This window comes from Ruegeria sp. YKSD163, from assembly GCF_059612905.1.
Genome location: NZ_JBXWRM010000020.1, coordinates 1 through 16,356 on the forward strand (window position 1 = coordinate 1; position 16,356 = coordinate 16,356).

Sequence of the window (16,356 nt, forward strand, 5' to 3'; positions counted from 1 at the left end):
AATGCCCGCGAACTGGGGTTCGAGGTGCAGGTCTTTGCCATGGTGGGGCTGGAAAGTCAGGCCGAGGTAGAGCTGAGCGCGTTTGAGGCGCGCTGCCGCGAGTGGCCGCTTGTGCGTGAATGCCACATGCTGAACGGCGAGGTCGATTTCATGCTGAAATGCGTGGCCCCCGATCTGAGCAGTTTTCAGAGCTTTCTGACCGGTCAGCTGCTGACCACGCCGAACGTGGCCAGCGTCAAGACCTCGCTGGTCATTCGCGGGGCGAAGGACGAGCCGGGCGTTCCCTTCGACGTGCTCGAAGAGCGGTTGAGCCGGACAGCCTGATCCCATCGGGGGGGTGGTTCAGCCCGGACATCGGCGGCAAAAAAATTGTCGCCACGCAGCACAAACTCCAGAAAATCAATAAGCCCATTGTCCTTTCCTCAGGCTGGGATCGCGTCGATTTCACCTTCACCCGCGCGCGGAAATGCCTGCGGGCCGAAATCGGTCAATTGGTCAATGTGGTGGAACAGGTTCAAATAGAGAGACCGGATCGCCTGGCTAAGCACGCGCACGGCCTGAACGCCGGGATGATAGGTTTCGAACTGCAACCCGTCGACATTGATGACCGCATGGCGTCGCAGGCAGATGTGAAACACCTCGACCGGGGTCGGGGGGGCGGTTTCGATGATCCCCATGCCATCGACGAAATGCTGGGCCGGGGTCAGCATGGGTTGATCACCCGCCAATGCCCGCAGGTGGCCCGGTGTCGCCAGCAGACGGGCCGACGGGCCGGCGATGACGCCGGACATTGGGCGCTGCATGCCAAACGCATCGGCCATGATCCGGGTCAGCCGATAGTCACGACCGGTGGCCGAAACGCGGCCAGGCACGATCACGGTCGAGCCTTTCCAGACCACTTCCTGGGCCGATCCGTCCTGAGTGATGACCCGGTCACCGGGCAACAGGTCTTCGATCGCCATCGGGCCGCAATCGGTGTCGATGAGAGAACCGCGCGAAAAGGCGCAAAAGGCATCCTCGAACAGCGGCAGCGCCGGGGCGATATGGCGCGTCTGCACGACATTGCCGTTTTCAAGAAGGGTACTGACCTCGTAGCGGCGCATCTGTGGGCGCGGCTGCGGGCCGCGCAATGCAGCCGGATCCTGTAATAGCGGGCTGGTATGGACAGCATTTCGCGCCGCCCGGGCGAGCGAATGGGGGATAGACATGGCGATATCGGCCCTTTCCTACTTCGGGTCGCATCTGCGTCGGCCCCCACCGACGACGTCAGACGGACAAGATGTCCTTATCTGAATCGGTAGAAACATGCTGCGAAACGGTTCAAATTGTCAAAAAAAGCGACAGGAAAACCTGGTTTCCGTGACTAATGCAGCGTTCCCCTCAGAACTGTTTCCAAATGGGCGCTCAAACGCCCACACTCATTACTTTGCCCCCAAGTCCCGCCCCGCGATCAGGCGGGGCGGGCTCTTGTGCCGGGTCCGTCAGGGGCAGCATCCGGACCCGGGTCCCCGGAGAGGCAGCAAGAGGCCCTCCGCGACTAATCAAAAACCTTCAGGCCGATTTCACCTTGATATGTGGGGCATTGCGGCGGGCGATCATCGCCGTGCGGCGCGCACCACGCGCCCAGGGCATTTGAACTTCGGTCTTCGCGGCGGTTGCGATCACCGATTTGACAAAGCGGGTCTGGGTCATGGTTCATCTCCTGCTTGGGTGCCGACTTGACGGCGTCACGTTCCTGTTACTGTTTTAATTGCCAGCTGTTTGGGGCAGGTCTGCGGCGGTTCCTTGGAAAATGAGCGACATTCCGACATTGCTTAACCAGCGGTAAATTGCGCCGGGAAATCGCGTAAGCGGCTCACAAATATCGGGAAAAAATCGGGCAAGTTTCGGGTGCAACCAGAGGCTGCGCAGGGTGCGGCCAGAATGTGGCAGAACCGGGCTGTCGTTCGGCTCGTGACCGGTCTCAAAGCCGGATGACAGAGATCAGCCGCCCGTAATCGGCTTCGCCCGCGTGGGTCGCTCGCCGATAGGAATAGAAACGATCTGGATCTGAATAGGTGCAATGACGGGTCCATTCCGCGTGGCCGCAGCCCGCCGCGCGCAACCTGTGCAGCCCGTAGGCGGGCAGGTCGAACAGCATCCGGTCGTCGGCGCCATTGGCGAAGAACCGACTGTTGCCCGGGTCTTCGGCCAGGAAATCTTCCACAAACTCCGGGCCGACTTCATAGGCGCGCTGCGAGATCGACGGGCCAATGACGGCGATGGTTCCGGCGCGGGTGGCCCCCAGCGCCTCCATCGCGTCGAGCGTTGCCTCAAGCACCCCATCGCGGGCGCCGCGCCACCCGGCATGGGCGGCGCCGATCACCCCGGCGTCGGGATCGGCAAACAGCACCGGCTGGCAATCGGCGGTCAGGACCGACAGCGCCAGACCGGGCGTCGCAGTCACGATCGCATCGGCACGGGGCTTGGCCTCCAGCGGCCCGCTGATGGTCACAACGTTAGGGGAATGCACCTGGTGCACACCAATCAGGGCGTCGCTTTCGACCTCCATCGCCTGAGCCACGCGTGTGCGGTTCAATGCGACGATTTCGGTCTGGTCGCTCGATCCGTTGCCGCAGTTCAGCCCGGCGAACACGCCTGAGGACGCGCCGCCCCTGCGGGTAAAGAACCCGTGGCGGACAAAGGACAGATTGTCGGCGGTCAGGATTTCCAGCGTCATGATTCCAATCCGGGTGGCGGGGTGGCGTCGGCGGGATAGAGGCCCAGCACCTTGAACAGGTTTCCCATTTCCTCGGGATGCGTCAACCGGCGATGTGCGGCAATCAACTGATCCAGTATAAACTCGTCCGCTTGCTGCGCCAGCGCCTGCGCTCTTTGAGCGATGCCCAGACGTTCCAGAAACATGCCCTGAGTGCTCAGGCGGCTATGGGCACATCCGGTGGCGCGGGCAGCCACCGCCAGCTGTTCAAAATCCACATGGGCGGTCAGATCGGCCTGACCGGGATCCGCCAGCGGATCGGCAGAGGCATGGCCGCGCAATGCTTGAACGGTATCGCCCAGCGAACGCCAGTCGCCGTAATCCACGATCAGCGCGGCGCCGCCATGGGTGGCGATGCGGCTGGCCAGTTCGCTGAGAATGGGGGCGGCGCCGGGGCAAAGTTCGACCATGTCACCCTCGCGGGTATCCTCCAGCCGATGCGTCAGCGCCGGCTGCGGCGCTTCGGCGCCCAGCCCCCAACACAGGGCGCCATTGCGCGCGCCAACCAGACGCTCGCGCCAGCCCGCGCCCGCGCGCAGGAACTGGCGAATGGGGAGCGCATCGAAAAATTCGTTGGCGATCAGAAACAGCGGCTGTGCGGGCAGGGCGTCGACCGTGTCGCACCAATGCGGGTCGTACCCGGCCAGCGATTTCGCCTGCGCCGCGCGCAGCACCGGTGAGGCCTCGACCAGCCAGACCTGTGCCGCGGCATGGAAACCGGGCAGTGCGCGGGTCGCGCGCAGCGCATCGGCCATAAGCGTGCCGCGCCCGGGCCCAAGCTCGGCCAGGGTAAAGGGTGCGGGCCGCCCCTGATCGATCCAGGCCTGGGCCAGCGCCAGCCCGATCAGCTCGCCAAACATCTGGCTGATCTCGGGGGCGGTGGTGAAATCGCCCGCCGCGCCCAGCGGATCGCGGGTGGTGTAATATCCGTATTCGGGATGCAGGAGACAGTCGGCCATGTAATCAGCCAGGCTGAGCGGACCCTGAAGGGCGATCCGTTCCAGCAGCAGGCCGGTCAGGCTCATGCCGGTACCGCGCGGGCGCGAAGTACGAACCACAGCCCCAGTGCGATCATCGGCAGCGACAGCAGCTGGCCCATGGTCAGCCCGTAGTCACCCAACTGCCAGGCCAGGCCCAGCGGGTTGCCGGGGGTGACGAATTGCGCGTCGGGCTGCCGAAAGAACTCGACCACGAAGCGCGACAGACCATAGCCTGCCAGAAACACACCGGTGATCAGACCCGGCCGTTTCAGCGCCCCGCGCCGCCAGACCAGCCACAACAGCAGCGCGCCTAGCAGCAGCCCTTCGAGCGCAGCCTCGTAAAGCTGCGAAGGGTGACGGGCGCAAAGATCTACGATGCCCGGACAGTCTTGCGCCGCCTGCCCCGGAAAGATCACCGCCCAAGGCAGGTCCGAGGGACGCCCCCACAGCTCGGCATTGATGAAGTTTGCCAGCCGCCCCAGCAGCAGGCCCGGCGGCACCGTATGGGTGATCAGGTCGGCCAGGCTCAGTTTCGGGATGTTGTGGCGCAGCGAATAGAGCCATGCCGCGATCACCACGCCCAGAAGGCCGCCATGAAAGGCCATGCCGCCTTGCCAGACCATCAGTATCTCGGCCGGATTGGCCAGGTAATAGGCGGGTTGATAGAACAGGACAAAACCCAGCCGCCCCCCCAGGATGACGCCAAGAATGATCCAGGTCAGCAGATCCTCGATCTGTGCGGGCGCCATCGGCGGGGTGTTTGTGGGCCAGAGCGTCGCGCGCCGGGTCGCCAACACCGCCAGCCGCCAGGCGATGATGATCCCGGCGATATAGGCAAGTGCATACCAGCGCAGCGCGAGCTCCATCCCGAACAGCGAGATCGAGAACAATTCGGGTGAAAGGTCGGGAAAATTCAGTACTGCCTGCATATGCGCCTCAATGCCCGGGGCCTGCGGCAGAAGTCAACCTTGAGCCTTGCCCCTTTGTTGCCCATATAGGGGGCAACTTCGACACGGAGAAGACAGATGCAGACCCGCAACAAGATACTGGACGACATTTCCCAGCTGATGACCAACGCGATGGGCGTGGCCCAGGGCGCGCGGGACGAGGCCGAGACCGCGATGAAATCGCTGATCGACCGCTGGCTGGCCGACCGCGACTTTGTCACGCGCGAGGAATTCGACGCCGTCCGCGCCATGGCGCAGAAAGCGCGCGAAGAGAACGAGGCGCTGGCCGCGCGGATCGCGGCGCTTGAGGCGCGTCTGAAGGACTGAAGCCCCGTTCCGGGAAAAACAAGGCCGCCAGGGTGGGGTCCACCCTGGCGGCCTTGCGTATTCTGAGCAGGGCCGACCGGATCGCAAGCAGAACCTGTCAGCGGCTGCCAATATTTTGCGCTGCGTGCCGCGTTTCCCACAACTTGTCGGAGCTGTCCCCAAATAATGTGGGTTTATCCCCAAATTTCCGGTTGCCAGATTGGTCGTTAGCCTCCACCATATCTAGTATGGACGCAGGGAAATCACCCGGTCTGTAGAAAAGGCGACTAGCGCTGGGGGCGCTGACAGCCCCTTGCAGCTAGACATCAGTGAGGTGGCAGCATGGCCCTTTCCGAGCAGTTCCTGGAAGACGACATCCATCCTATCGACATTGTCGAACATCTGGCCGAACACCATGATTGGGATTTCGACCGGATTGGCGATGACCAGATCGCCATGGCGGTCGAAGGACAGTGGCGGACCTATTCGCTGACGCTGGCCTGGTCGGGCTATGACGAGACGCTGCGCCTGATCTGTACCTTCGAGATGGAGCCGCCATCGGAGAAGCTGCCGCAGCTTTACGAGTTGATCAACGCGATGAACGATCAGTGCTGGGCCGGGACATTCACCTATTGGGCGGCGCAGAACCTGATGGTCTATCGCTATGGCCTCGTGCTGGCGGGCGGTCAGGTGGCGAGTGCCGAGCAGATCGACACGATGATCGGTGCCGCCGTGTTGAGCGCCGAGCGCTATTACCCGGCGATTCAGCTGATGGTCTGGGGCAACCGCAGCCCCGCCGACGCGATGCAGGTCGCCATTGCAGAGGCTTATGGCCGGGCTTAAACCTGTGCCCCGAACCGGATGACAGGAGAGGGGCATATCGTGGACATGTCTGATATCGCGCGCCGCGGGCTGGTATTGCTGGGCTGTGGCAAGATGGGATCGGCGATGCTCGCCGGTTGGCTCGACGGCGGGCTGCCCGCGGGCTCGGTCTGGGTGATCGACCCCTATCCGTCGGATTGGGTCAAGGCGCAGGGCGTGCATGTGAACGCCGAGCTGCCCGTTGATCCGGCCATCGTCCTGATCGCGGTCAAGCCGCAGATGATGGGCGATGCGCTGCCGCAGATGCAGGCGCTGGGCAACGGCACCACGCTCTTTGTCTCGGTCGCTGCCGGAACCTCGATCGCCACCTACGAAGATATCCTCGGGGGCGACACGCCCATCGTGCGCGCCATGCCCAACACGCCTGCCGCCATCGGGCGCGGGATCACCGCGCTGATCGGCAACGCCCGTGCCTCTGCCGCTGATCTCGACCTGGCCGAGGCGCTGCTCAAGGCGGTGGGCCAGACCGTGCGGCTGGAGCGCGAGGAGCAGATGGATGCCGTCACCGGCGTCAGCGGCTCGGGTCCGGCCTATGTGTTTCACCTGATCGAGACTTTGGCCGCCGCCGGCACCGCCCAGGGCCTACCCGCCGATCTGGCGATGCAGCTGGCCAAGGTCACCGTCGCAGGCGCAGGCGCCCTGGCCGAGGCGGCCGAGGAAGACCCCGCGCAGCTGCGCGTCAACGTGACCTCGCCCAATGGCACCACTCAGGCGGCGCTTGAGGTGCTGATGGAGCCCGAGACTGGCTTCCCAGGCCTGCTCAACCGCGCTGTCGCCGCCGCAACCAACCGATCCAGGGAGCTGTCCCGTGGCTGAGATTTCCTTTGACGACTTCCTCAAGGTCGATATCCGCGTGGGCGAGGTGATCCGCGCCGAAGCCTTCCCCGAGGCGCGCAAGCCCGCCATCAAAATGTGGATCGACTTTGGCCCCGAGATCGGCGAGCGCAAGACCTCGGCCCAGATCACCGCGCATTACGACCCGGCGACATTGGTGGGTAAACAAGTGATGGCGGTGGTGAACTTCCCCCCGCGCCAGATCGGCAAGTTCATGTCCGAGGTTCTGGTGTTGGGCCTGCCTGACGAGCAGGGCGAGATCGTGCTGATCGGCCCTGACGGCAAGGTGCCGCTGGGCGGCAGGATGCACTGATGAAACTCTTGATTGCACGGCCGATGACCGCCGCCGTCGAGGCCCGCGCCCGAGCCGAGTTCGACGTCGAGATCCGCGCCAGTACCACGCCCTTGACCGAGGATGAGATGCTGCGCGCCCTGCGCGAGTTCGACATCGTCATGACCACCTTGGGCGACATGTTCAGCGCAAGCGTCTTTGACCAGGTGCCAGAGCCGCGCTGCCGGCTTCTGGCCAATTTCGGCGTGGGGTACAACCATATCGACGTGGCGGCGGCGCGTGGCGCAGGGGTGGCGGTGACCAACACACCGGGCGCGGTGACCGATGCGACGGCGGATATCGCGATGACGCTGTTGCTGATGACCGCGCGCCGCGCGGGCGAGGGCGAGCGGCTGGTCCGTTCGGGTCGCTGGGAGGGTTGGCACCCGACCCAGATGCTGGGCCATCACGTGACCGGCAAACATGTGGGCATCGTCGGGCTGGGGCGGATCGGACAGGCCATCGCCCGGCGCTGTCATTTCGGGTTCGGTATGCAAGTGTCCTATGTGGCGCGCAGCGCCAAGGACTTGGATTTCCCGGCAACGCGGTTGGTTAGCCTCGCGGCGCTGGCTGGGGCGGTCGATTTCCTGGTGGTGGCGGTGCCCGGCGGGGCCGAGACACGGCACCTGATCGACGCCGATGTGCTGGCCGCGATGAAACCTTCGGGCATTCTGGTCAACATCGCCCGGGGCGAGGTGGTGAACGAGGCGGCGCTGATTGCCGCGCTCTCGATGGGCCAGATTGCGGGGGCAGGGTTCGACGTCTACGAGTTCGAGCCGCAGGTGCCCGAGGCGCTGTGCGCGATGGAGCAGGTGACGCTATTGCCGCATCTGGGCACCGCCACGGAAGAGGTGCGCAGCAGCATGGGGCATATGGCGCTGGACAATGTGGCAGCCTTTGCCGCTGGGCGCGATCTGCCCAACCCGGTGGGCTGAAATTTCGAGGAACGGGTCCGTCCCGCCCGCCGTTGATACGTCCTCGCGGACGGGCCGCCTCTGGTTGGGCCCGGCAGCGCGGCCTGCGGCCGCGCTGCGGTTGCGACAGACGCGCCCCCTGTCCTGATCAAAGGGTGGTGTGGCCGGAGTCTCCGGTTGCCTCGCGCCAATGCTTTCGGCAGAGCGAGATATAGGTCTCGTTGCCGCCGATCTGCACTTGCGCGCCTTCGGTGATCGCCCGGCCCGAAGCGTCCTGGCGGATCACCATTGTCGCCTTGCGGCCGCATTTGCAGATCGTGCGCACCTCGCGCATCTCGTCGGCCAGCGCCAGCAGCGCGGCTGAGCCCGGAAACAACTTGCCCTGGAAATCGACCCGTAAACCATAGGCCAGCACCGGCACGTCCAGATCGTCCACCGCACGCGCCAGTTGCCACACTTGTTCGGGGCTGAGGAATTGCGCCTCGTCGACAAAGACGCAGGCCACCGGTCCATCGGCAAGCCTGTCGCGGATCATTGCGAACACATCGTCCCGGGGGGTAAAGACATCGGCCTCTGCCGCGATACCGATCCGACTGGCGATCCGCCCGGCGCCTGCGCGCCCGTCGATGGCGGCGGTCAGCAGATAGGTCTGCATGCCCCGTTCGCGATAGTTGTGCGACGCCTGCAAGAGTACGGTCGACTTGCCGGCATTCATGGTGGAGTAGTTGAAGTAGAGCTTGGCCATGAGGCCGGTCTAATCACTTGGCGGTGGCGCGGCAAGCAGGCCCGAGCGGTCATTTACGTCGTTGCGGGACTTTGGTTGCACCGCCCCCGGTCCGATCTGTCCGAGGCGAACCTCTGGGGATGGACGTGGATCGTTCCGGTTGCGGTGCCCCTTGCCACGGTTGTGGCAGCGTGGTCGGAGATCGCGAATAATACTCTCCGAAACCTGGTAAAACCGGCAGACCTATTACCGGCAACTCGTTCAAATCCCTGAAAACCTGAGGGATAGCCAAGGTATGACATTTGACTTAGAACGGATTCATGGGAAAAACTCGATCCGTTTCCCCGACAAAAACAATGGGGCGGAAAAAGCGGTTCAGGAAAGGGTGAATATGGCCGACATTGGGGCATATCTGAAAAAACATACCGAGGCTTTGGTCAAGGATGTGGGCATCGAGGCGGCCTGCGCGCTGACTGGAAAGTCCAAGGCGACCTTAGGCCGGTATTATTCGGATAATGCTGAGCATGCCGACCGGTTCATCCCGGTGGATGCGGTCGCGCGGCTTGAGGGCGCGTCCAGCTATCCGCATGTCACCTCTGCGCTGGCGGAACTCAAGAACATCACGCTCAGCTATGACGGGCGCAACAGTGACAGCGAGACGCGCAGCGGCGGCGTCAATGCCGACGTGATCGCGCTGAGCCAGAGATTTGCGATGCTGATGACCGAATACCAGACCGCGATCGAGGATGGGATCATCACCGTAAACGAGGCCAAACGGCTGTTGAAGGAAACGGTGCAGTTGCAGCAGGTGCTGATCGACATGAAACTGCATCTGGAAGAGGAAAGCACTAACTGAGACCGGATGCATTCAGGCGCGCAGTACAGAGCATGATGGCGCGCTGGCCGCGTCATCGGCTGGCCCGGTCCCGCGGTCAATGCCTTGATTGTCTATGATCCATTGTTTCTAGGCCAGAGTTGAAGAGAGCGTACAGGGCCTGCTCGAGGCCAAGCAGGGTCAAGCGATCGAAAAATTGTTCAATAAAGCCGAGTGTTTTCGTCGTTCGTATGAATGGCCTGAACGTCTTCGACCGTTTGTTCCCTATCGATAGTTCCGACCACCCATTCCGCAAGCGTGGGCGCGGTTCCGCGTGCTGGCCAATGATCTGGATGCCAAAGGCGCGAGCGCATAAATGACTTGGAACAATGCATGAAGACTTCTTCCACATCCACGACCATGGCAAGCGTCGGGGGTTTGTCATTGACGGATAGGCGGTCGCTGATCTTCTGATCTTTCACGATACGGGCTTTGCCGGCCACACGCAGAGTGTCGCCATGTCCTGGCACGACAAAGATGAGACCAACATTCGGGTCGGTCAAAACATTCGCAAACCCATCTACGCGATGGTTGCCAAGCCGGTCGGGAATAATCAACGTTTTTTCGTCGAACACTTCTACGAAACCCGCCGGATCCCCCTTTGGAGAGACGTCGATCAATCCCTGGGAAGCTTTGGTCGCGACGACCACAAAAGGGGATAAAGCTATAAATCTCTTTGCGACGGGATTAATACGGTCGGTCACCTTCAGAGCTGAGTTGGAGCCTTTGAACTCGGGAAGAAGCTCGCGAAGTCGTTTGATATCGGTAATTTCTTCGTCGACCTGCAACATCGTCCATTCCTTGAGTTGTATGGATCAAACCATAGAACAGGGTATTGAACCACACAACCGAGGAGCACGCTTTTGGTTGCCAGGCTATACAAGTCGCACAACCACGGTCGGTCGGCGCCGAGGTCCCGTAATTTTTGCAGCTAGCCGCCCAGATAGCGGGCTCAATTCAGGACATATGGCGCCGTAGGATGACCGAGCCCACGGAGTACCCCGCGCCGAAGGAGCAGATCAGGCCCAGATCGCCTTCGGCCAGATCGTCGGAGTTCTGTGAAAAGGCGATGATCGACCCGGCGGATGAGGTGTTGGCATAGTCCTGCAGGATGTTGGGCTGTTCGCCCGGCTCCGGCTCGCGGCCCAGCACCTTCTTGCCGATGAAATCGTTCATCGTTTTGTTGGCTTGATGCAGCCACAGCCGTTTCAGATCGGTATTGGCCACGCCCTCGGCGGCCATGTGATCGGCGATATGCTGGCTGACCATCGGCAGCACTTCCTTGAACACCTTGCGGCCGTTCTGCATGAACTGCATATCGCGGCGGTCTTTCATCCCGTCGGGACGCGAACGGCGCAGGAAACCGTTGTTGTTGCGGATGTTGTTGGAGAACTGGGTGGCGCAGCGGGTCGAGAGGATCTCGAAATGCGGGCCCTTGGCGTCTTCGATCCGTTCGATCAGGGTGGCGGTGGCCACGTCACCAAAGATGAAATGGCAATCGCGGTCGCGCCATTCGAGGTGGGCCGAACAGATCTCGGGATTGACCACCAGTGCCGAGCGGATCGAGCCCGAGCGGATCATGTCGGCGGCGGCTTGGATGCCGAAGGTGGCCGAGGAACAGGCCACGTTCATGTCGAATGCGAACCCTTCGATCCCCAGCGCCTGCTGGATCTCGATCGCAACCGCCGGATAGGCGCGCTCCAGGTTCGAGGCTGCGCAGATCACCGCGTCGACATCGGCGGCGGTCTTGCTCGCCTGGGCCAGCGCCTTTTTCGCCGCATCCACCGCCATTTCGGTCATGATGCCCGGTTCGTCATCACCGCGCTGGCGCAGCAGGGGATGCATCACCGTTGGATCCAGAACGCCGGTCTTGTCCATCACATAGCGGTTCTCGATGCCGCTGGCCTTGACGATGAACTCTTCCGAGGAGTGCTGCATCGGTTCCATCTCGCCCGCGGCGATGGCTGGGGCATTCTCGGCATTCATCCGGTCGGCATAGGCGTTGAAGGCCGTGACCAGTTCGGCATTGGTGATGACATTTGGCGGCGTAAAGACTCCGGTGCCGGTGATGGCGGGTCTGAACATGGCGGATTCCTTGAAATCTGGGATTTGCTCAAAATGCAGGCGATAGCGCGACCGATCAAGAGTGGATGACCCGAGGGAAAGTGGACAATCGGGAGAAATCACTCTTCACATATTGAATGGTTCATATTTTGAAGTATATCGCAGGGCAAACAGGGGCTGTCCGATGTCTGACCACGATTCTCCTCCATCAAAGACCTTTCCGCCCGAGATCGAGGCGATGATGGGGGTCTATGCGCTTTACTGGAAGCTGGAGGAGGTGATTGCCGCCGAGGTTGCCGAAACCGGTCTCAGCCGTTCCGAGGCCCATATGCTGATCAAGCTTGATGCGCCGATGCGCATGGGGGTACTGGCGCGCGAGATGCTGGCGCTGCCCTCGACCATTACCGCCACGGCGGATTCGCTGGAGCGCGCGGGCTATCTGAGCCGCAGCCGCGACCCGGACGACCGCCGCGCCTGGCTGTTGGAGCTGACGCCCAAGGGCCGCGCGCTGCGCGCCGAGTTTGTCGCCGATGCGGGCGCGCTGTTTCACGAGGTGTCGGGGCTGGATGCCTGCGAGACCGAGGAGTTTGCGCGGCTGGCACGCAAGATCCGCCTGACCATCCTGGAAACCGGACTATCCGAAGGGTTCAAGACATGAGATTTCTTTTTGCGCTGGGGGCCCTGCTGAGCCTTGCCGCGGCCCCCTTGGCGGCGGATATGCCCGCCAAGCCGGTCAAGTTGATGGTGGTGAGCGAGGCCGCGCCCGGGTTCTCGCGCCAGTTCTTTGGTCAGGTGGCGGCGCGGCGCACGGTCGATCTGGCCTTTCAGGTGGCGGGGCAGATCGTCGAGTTTCCGGTGAACGAAGGCGGGCTGCTGCCCAAGGGCAGTTTGATCGCGCAGCTGGATCTGGAGCCGTTCGAGCTGCAACTGGACCGCGCCCGTCTGCAAAAGGAGCAGGCTGATCGGACGGTGGCGCGGTTAAGCCGACTCAAGGGGACAACGGTCAGCCAGGTGTCGCTGGACGATGCGGAAACCAATGCGCAGCTTGCGGCCATTGCTCTGCGCGACGCGGAATATGCGCTGGAACATGCGACGCTTACAGCACCCTTCGATGCGCTGATCTCGCGCCGCAACGTGGCGGCCTTTACCACCGTGGCGGCGGGGACGCCGGTGGCGCGCATCCATGACATGTCGGAGTTGAGGATCGAGGTGGACGTGCCCGAGATCCTGTTCCAGCGCGCGGGCGAGCCCGAGGATGTGACCATCACCGCGACATTCCCGGCCTCGGACCGGGTGTTTCCGCTGCAGATCCGCGAGTTCGATGCCGAGACATCCAGTGTGGGCCAGACCTTCCGCATCAATTTCGGCTTTACCCCGCCGCCCGATCTGAACGTCTTTCCCGGCTCGTCGGTGACGGTAAATGTGCGGGTGCGGGATGGCGAGCCGGGCATCGCGGTGCCGCCCTCGGCGATCATCGCCGATGCGGGCGGCGGTCCTGGCGTGATGATCTTTGAGCCCGCAGGCGCCGATGCGGGCACGGTGCGGCGGCAGGCGGTCGAGATCGCGCCGCTGCCGGATGGGTTTGTGCGGGTGCTGTCGGGGCTGGCCCAGGGCGAGGAGATCGTCAGTGTCGGCGGTGCCAGCCTGAACGACGGGCAAGCGGTGCGCCGGTTCACCGGCTTTGGCAACTGAAGGGCCGGGTCATGAACATCGCGCGCCTGTCGATTGAAAAGCCGCTTTACACCTGGCTCATCATCCTGATTTCGCTGGTTGGCGGCATCTGGGGCTTTGCCACGCTGGGCCGGCTGGAAGACCCGGCCTTTACCATCAAACAGGCGGTCATCGCCACGCAGTACCCCGGTGCTACCGCCGAACAGGTAGCGCTGGAGGTCTCCGAGCCGCTGGAATCGGCGATCCAGAAGATGGACGAGGTGGACACCATCACCTCGGTCAACCAGCCGGGCCAATCGCTGATCGAGGTCGAGATTAAATCGACCTATGACGGCGATGAGCTGCCCGCGATCTGGACCAAGCTGCGCGCCCGTGTCAGCGATGCCGCGCGCGCCCTGCCTGACGGGGTCAGCGCGCCTTTTGTCGATGACAGTTTCGGCGATGTCTATGGCCTGTTCTATGCGGTGACCGCGCCCGGATACACCGACGCCGAACAGCACGAACTGGCCACCTGGCTGCGACGCGAACTACTGGCGGTGCCCGGTGTGGCAGGGGTCGAGGTGGCCGGGCTGCCCGACGAGGCGATTTTCGTCGAACCCGATCTGGCGCTGTCGGTCAACCAGAACGTACCGGTACAGGCGATTGCCAATGCCATTGCCACCGCCGATTCCGTGCGCGACGCGGGCACCCTGCGCAACGGGGACGGCAAGACCGCGATCCTGCGGCCCGAAGGCTCGGACAGTGTGGATGCCATCGCAGGGCTGTCGGTGGGCGTCCAGGGCAAGGTCATCAACCTGTTCGACATGGCGCAGGTGCATCGGGGGCGGCAAGCCGACCCGGACCTGATCATCCGCCATAACGGGGGTGAGGCGTTCACGCTGGGCATCGCGGGACTGGCGACCGAGAACATCGTCGAGGTCGGCCAACGGGTCGATGCCCGTCTGGCGGAACTGGACGGCGATATCCCCGCCGGTGTCACGCTGGAGCCGATCTATCAGCAGCATGTGGTGGTCGAGGAGGCAAGCAACGCTTTCCTCGTCAACCTGGCCATGTCGGTGGCCATCGTGGTGGCGGTGCTGGCGCTCTTCATGGGCTGGCGCGCGGCGGTAGTGGTGGGGGCGACCCTGCTCTTGACCGTGGTCGGCACGCTTCTTTTCATGGCGCTGTTTTCCATCGAGATGGAGCGTATCTCGCTTGGTGCGCTGATCATCGCCATGGGGATGCTGGTGGATAATGCCATCGTGGTGGCCGAGGGGATGCAGATCGCCATGCTGCGCGGCAAGCCCTCGCGCGCGGCCGCCGACGAGGCGGCGGGCAAGACGCAGATCCCGCTGTTGGGGGCCACCGTGATCGGGATCATGGCCTTTGCCGGGATCGGGCTCAGCCCCGATGCGACGGGGGAGTTCCTGTTCTCGCTCTTTGCCGTGATCGGCATTTCGCTGCTCTTGAGCTGGGTGCTGGCGCTGACGGTGACGCCGCTTTTGGGGCATTACTTCTTCAAGCAGGGGCATGCGGATGCCGCCGACGCCTATGGCGGGCCGCTGTTTCGCGCCTATGCCGCCACTCTCAGGGCCGCGTTGCGGCTGCGCTGGCTGGTGGTGGTGGGGCTGGTCGCGGTGACGGCGGCCTGTTTCGCGGGCTTTGGCCTGATGAAGCAACAATTCTTTCCCAATTCGAACACGCCGCTGTTCTTCGTGCATTACAAACTGCCGCAGGGCACGCCCATCGAGACCACTGCCGGTGATCTGGCCGAGGTCGAAGCCTGGCTGGCCAAGCGTTCGGACGTGGTGGCCTATACTACATTCGCCGGGCAAGGCGCGACGCGGTTCATGCTGACCTATGCGGCGGAAAAGCCGAACCCGTCTTACGGGCATATGATCGTGCGGACGGCGAGCATCGAGGACATCCCCGCGCTTCAGGCCGATCTGGAGGCGTTTGGCACCGCCACCTTCCCCGAGGGCGAGTTCCGCACCAGGCGGCTGGTCTTTGGCCCCGGAGGCGGCGACCCGATCCAGGTGCGGTTCTCGGGGCCCGATCCGGCGGTGCTGCGGCAACTGGCCGAAACTGCGATGGGCGAGATGCGCGCGGCCTCGGGCGATATCACCGGTGTGCGGTCGAATTGGCACGAGCAGGAACTGGCGCTGCGCCCCATCTATGCCACCGAGCGGGCGCAGATCGCGGGCGTCAGCCGCGACGATATCGCCGACATGCTGCGGTTTTCCACCGATGGCATCACCAGCGGGGTACTGCGCGAGCGTGACCGGCTGATCCCGATTATCGTTCGCCGCCCTGCCGATGGCCCCTATTCCATCGTCGATCAGGTGGTCTATTCACCGCTGTCCGAGAAATTCGTGCCGGCCGAACAGATGGTGGACGGGTTCGAATACGAGGCGGTCAACACGCTGGTGCATCGGCGCGACCGACTGCTGACGGTGACCGTGGGTGCCGACATTCCCGCCGATCTGACCGCCGCACAGGTGCATGCCGAGGTGCGCCCGGTCATCGAGGCGATCGACTTGCTTCCAGGTTACCGGATGGAATGGGGTGGCGAGTTCGAGGATTCGGCCAAGGCGCAGGCGAGCCTGGGCCAGCAACTGCCGCTGAGCCTGTTGATCATGGTGCTGATCTCGATCCTCTTGTTCAACGCGATCCGGCAGCCGGTGATCATCTGGCTCTTGGTGCCGATGTCGGTGAACGGGGTGGTGATCGGCCTGTTGGGGACCGGGCTGCCGTTCACCTTTACCGCGCTTCTGGGTCTGCTCAGCCTGTCGGGGATGCTGATCAAGAACGGTATCGTGCTGGTCGAGGAGATCGACCTGGTCCGGGCCGAGGGCAAGCCGCTGCGCGAGGCGATTGTCGAGGCCTCGGTATCGCGGATCCGGCCCGTCATGCTGGCCGCTATCACCACCATTCTGGGCATGGCGCCGCTGTTGTGGGATGCGTTCTTTGTCTCGATGGCGGTGACGATCATGGGCGGGCTGGCATTCGCCACCGTGCTGACCCTGATCGCGGCGCCGGTGTTCTATGACCTGTTCTTCAGTCGCGAGGCGCGGGCCTGAGAGATGCAGGCG

General features: G+C 63.2%; 18 protein-coding genes. 10 read left to right on the plus strand and 8 right to left on the minus strand.

Annotated elements, in window-relative coordinates; translation table 11 throughout:
* Positions 1 to 324, plus strand: a 324-nt coding sequence (locus AC2FNA_RS19985; RefSeq protein ID WP_496829562.1) for an Lrp/AsnC ligand binding domain-containing protein, incomplete at its 5' end; no start/stop codon positions are given.
* 98 nt (positions 325 to 422) lie between these two features.
* On the opposite strand, the gene AC2FNA_RS19990 is transcribed toward AC2FNA_RS19985, so the two are convergent.
* The 5 genes from AC2FNA_RS19990 to lgt form a co-directional block, all read right to left on the minus strand.
* Positions 423 to 1,208, minus strand: coding sequence for a Hint domain-containing protein (locus AC2FNA_RS19990; protein ID WP_496829564.1), 786 nt, complete (start codon positions 1,206 to 1,208; stop codon positions 423 to 425).
* Between the two features lie 343 nt (positions 1,209 to 1,551).
* Positions 1,552 to 1,692, minus strand: a complete 141-nt coding sequence (locus AC2FNA_RS19995) for a hypothetical protein (protein WP_234143166.1) — start codon at positions 1,690 to 1,692, stop codon at positions 1,552 to 1,554.
* A 271-nt stretch (positions 1,693 to 1,963) separates the two neighbouring features.
* Positions 1,964 to 2,719, minus strand: a complete 756-nt coding sequence (gene pgeF, locus AC2FNA_RS20000; protein WP_496829566.1) for a peptidoglycan editing factor PgeF — start codon at positions 2,717 to 2,719, stop codon at positions 1,964 to 1,966.
* Positions 2,716 to 3,783 carry a class I SAM-dependent methyltransferase gene (locus AC2FNA_RS20005; protein ID WP_496829568.1) on the minus strand — a complete coding sequence of 356 codons (1,068 nt, stop codon included), beginning with the start codon at positions 3,781 to 3,783 and terminating at the stop codon, positions 2,716 to 2,718. The genes pgeF and AC2FNA_RS20005 overlap by 4 nt, the downstream gene beginning before the upstream one ends.
* Positions 3,780 to 4,667: a prolipoprotein diacylglyceryl transferase gene (lgt, locus tag AC2FNA_RS20010; RefSeq protein ID WP_496829570.1), complete on the minus strand. Its 888-nt coding sequence runs from the start codon at positions 4,665 to 4,667 to the stop codon at positions 3,780 to 3,782. The genes AC2FNA_RS20005 and lgt overlap by 4 nt, the downstream gene beginning before the upstream one ends.
* Positions 4,668 to 4,763: 96 nt before the next feature.
* Here lgt and AC2FNA_RS20015 point away from each other — a divergent pair, with 96 nt between their 5' ends.
* From AC2FNA_RS20015 to AC2FNA_RS20035, 5 genes are all read left to right on the plus strand, one after another.
* Complete coding sequence (locus AC2FNA_RS20015) at positions 4,764 to 5,012, plus strand: accessory factor UbiK family protein (RefSeq protein WP_011046658.1); 249 nt, start codon at positions 4,764 to 4,766, stop codon at positions 5,010 to 5,012.
* Positions 5,013 to 5,333: 321 nt separating this feature from the next.
* A complete protein-coding gene (locus tag AC2FNA_RS20020; protein ID WP_496829572.1) occupies positions 5,334 to 5,834 on the plus strand; it encodes a type III secretion system chaperone family protein in 501 nt (166 codons plus the stop codon).
* A gap of 39 nt (positions 5,835 to 5,873) precedes the next feature.
* A complete protein-coding gene (gene proC, locus AC2FNA_RS20025; protein WP_496829574.1) occupies positions 5,874 to 6,689 on the plus strand; it encodes a pyrroline-5-carboxylate reductase in 816 nt (271 codons plus the stop codon).
* On the plus strand, positions 6,682 to 7,020 hold the full coding sequence (locus AC2FNA_RS20030; RefSeq protein WP_234139343.1) for a tRNA-binding protein: 339 nt from the start codon (positions 6,682 to 6,684) through the stop codon (positions 7,018 to 7,020). The genes proC and AC2FNA_RS20030 overlap by 8 nt, the downstream gene beginning before the upstream one ends.
* Complete coding sequence (locus AC2FNA_RS20035; protein WP_496829576.1) at positions 7,020 to 7,973, plus strand: 2-hydroxyacid dehydrogenase; 954 nt, start codon at positions 7,020 to 7,022, stop codon at positions 7,971 to 7,973. Before AC2FNA_RS20030 ends, AC2FNA_RS20035 begins: the two co-directional genes overlap by 1 nt.
* Before the next feature lie 127 nt (positions 7,974 to 8,100).
* Here the strand turns inward: AC2FNA_RS20035 and AC2FNA_RS20040 are convergent, their stop codons facing one another.
* Positions 8,101 to 8,697, minus strand: coding sequence for a thymidine kinase (locus tag AC2FNA_RS20040; protein ID WP_496829578.1), 597 nt, complete (start codon positions 8,695 to 8,697; stop codon positions 8,101 to 8,103).
* Between the two features lie 370 nt (positions 8,698 to 9,067).
* Between AC2FNA_RS20040 and AC2FNA_RS20045 the strand changes: the two genes are divergently transcribed.
* Positions 9,068 to 9,532, plus strand: coding sequence for a hypothetical protein (locus tag AC2FNA_RS20045; protein ID WP_496829580.1), 465 nt, complete (start codon positions 9,068 to 9,070; stop codon positions 9,530 to 9,532).
* A 179-nt stretch (positions 9,533 to 9,711) separates the two neighbouring features.
* Here the strand turns inward: AC2FNA_RS20045 and AC2FNA_RS20050 are convergent, their stop codons facing one another.
* Positions 9,712 to 10,341, minus strand: a complete 630-nt coding sequence (locus AC2FNA_RS20050; RefSeq protein WP_496829582.1) for an MSMEG_1061 family FMN-dependent PPOX-type flavoprotein — start codon at positions 10,339 to 10,341, stop codon at positions 9,712 to 9,714.
* 166 nt (positions 10,342 to 10,507) lie between these two features.
* Positions 10,508 to 11,635: a beta-ketoacyl-ACP synthase III gene (locus AC2FNA_RS20055; protein WP_496829584.1), complete on the minus strand. Its 1,128-nt coding sequence runs from the start codon at positions 11,633 to 11,635 to the stop codon at positions 10,508 to 10,510.
* A 163-nt stretch (positions 11,636 to 11,798) separates the two neighbouring features.
* Between AC2FNA_RS20055 and AC2FNA_RS20060 the strand changes: the two genes are divergently transcribed.
* The 3 genes from AC2FNA_RS20060 to AC2FNA_RS20070 are packed head-to-tail and all read left to right on the plus strand — an operon-like array spanning position 11,799 to position 16,344.
* Positions 11,799 to 12,272: a MarR family winged helix-turn-helix transcriptional regulator gene (locus AC2FNA_RS20060; protein ID WP_496829586.1), complete on the plus strand. Its 474-nt coding sequence runs from the start codon at positions 11,799 to 11,801 to the stop codon at positions 12,270 to 12,272.
* Entirely contained in the window at positions 12,269 to 13,306 is a 1,038-nt protein-coding gene (locus AC2FNA_RS20065; protein ID WP_496829588.1) for an efflux RND transporter periplasmic adaptor subunit, read from the plus strand. The genes AC2FNA_RS20060 and AC2FNA_RS20065 overlap by 4 nt, the downstream gene beginning before the upstream one ends.
* Positions 13,307 to 13,317: 11 nt before the next feature.
* Positions 13,318 to 16,344: an efflux RND transporter permease subunit gene (locus tag AC2FNA_RS20070; protein WP_496829590.1), complete on the plus strand. Its 3,027-nt coding sequence runs from the start codon at positions 13,318 to 13,320 to the stop codon at positions 16,342 to 16,344.
* The last annotated feature ends 12 nt before the right edge of the window (positions 16,345 to 16,356 follow it).

Coding starts and splice junctions, on each gene's coding strand:
- pgeF (WP_496829566.1), bottom strand. CDS start 2,719: ATGACGCTGGAAATCCTGACCGCCGACAATCTGTCCTTTGTCCGCCAC.
- lgt (WP_496829570.1), bottom strand. CDS start 4,667: ATGCAGGCAGTACTGAATTTTCCCGACCTTTCACCCGAATTGTTCTCG.
- AC2FNA_RS20040 (WP_496829578.1), bottom strand. CDS start 8,697: ATGGCCAAGCTCTACTTCAACTACTCCACCATGAATGCCGGCAAGTCG.
- AC2FNA_RS20070 (WP_496829590.1), top strand. CDS start 13,318: ATGAACATCGCGCGCCTGTCGATTGAAAAGCCGCTTTACACCTGGCTC.
- AC2FNA_RS20065 (WP_496829588.1), top strand. CDS start 12,269: ATGAGATTTCTTTTTGCGCTGGGGGCCCTGCTGAGCCTTGCCGCGGCC.
- AC2FNA_RS20060 (WP_496829586.1), top strand. CDS start 11,799: ATGTCTGACCACGATTCTCCTCCATCAAAGACCTTTCCGCCCGAGATC.
- AC2FNA_RS20055 (WP_496829584.1), bottom strand. CDS start 11,635: ATGTTCAGACCCGCCATCACCGGCACCGGAGTCTTTACGCCGCCAAAT.
- AC2FNA_RS20015 (WP_011046658.1), top strand. CDS start 4,764: ATGCAGACCCGCAACAAGATACTGGACGACATTTCCCAGCTGATGACC.
- AC2FNA_RS20005 (WP_496829568.1), bottom strand. CDS start 3,783: ATGAGCCTGACCGGCCTGCTGCTGGAACGGATCGCCCTTCAGGGTCCG.
- AC2FNA_RS19995 (WP_234143166.1), bottom strand. CDS start 1,692: ATGACCCAGACCCGCTTTGTCAAATCGGTGATCGCAACCGCCGCGAAG.
- AC2FNA_RS20035 (WP_496829576.1), top strand. CDS start 7,020: ATGAAACTCTTGATTGCACGGCCGATGACCGCCGCCGTCGAGGCCCGC.
- AC2FNA_RS20045 (WP_496829580.1), top strand. CDS start 9,068: ATGGCCGACATTGGGGCATATCTGAAAAAACATACCGAGGCTTTGGTC.
- AC2FNA_RS20020 (WP_496829572.1), top strand. CDS start 5,334: ATGGCCCTTTCCGAGCAGTTCCTGGAAGACGACATCCATCCTATCGAC.
- AC2FNA_RS20050 (WP_496829582.1), bottom strand. CDS start 10,341: ATGTTGCAGGTCGACGAAGAAATTACCGATATCAAACGACTTCGCGAG.
- AC2FNA_RS19990 (WP_496829564.1), bottom strand. CDS start 1,208: ATGTCTATCCCCCATTCGCTCGCCCGGGCGGCGCGAAATGCTGTCCAT.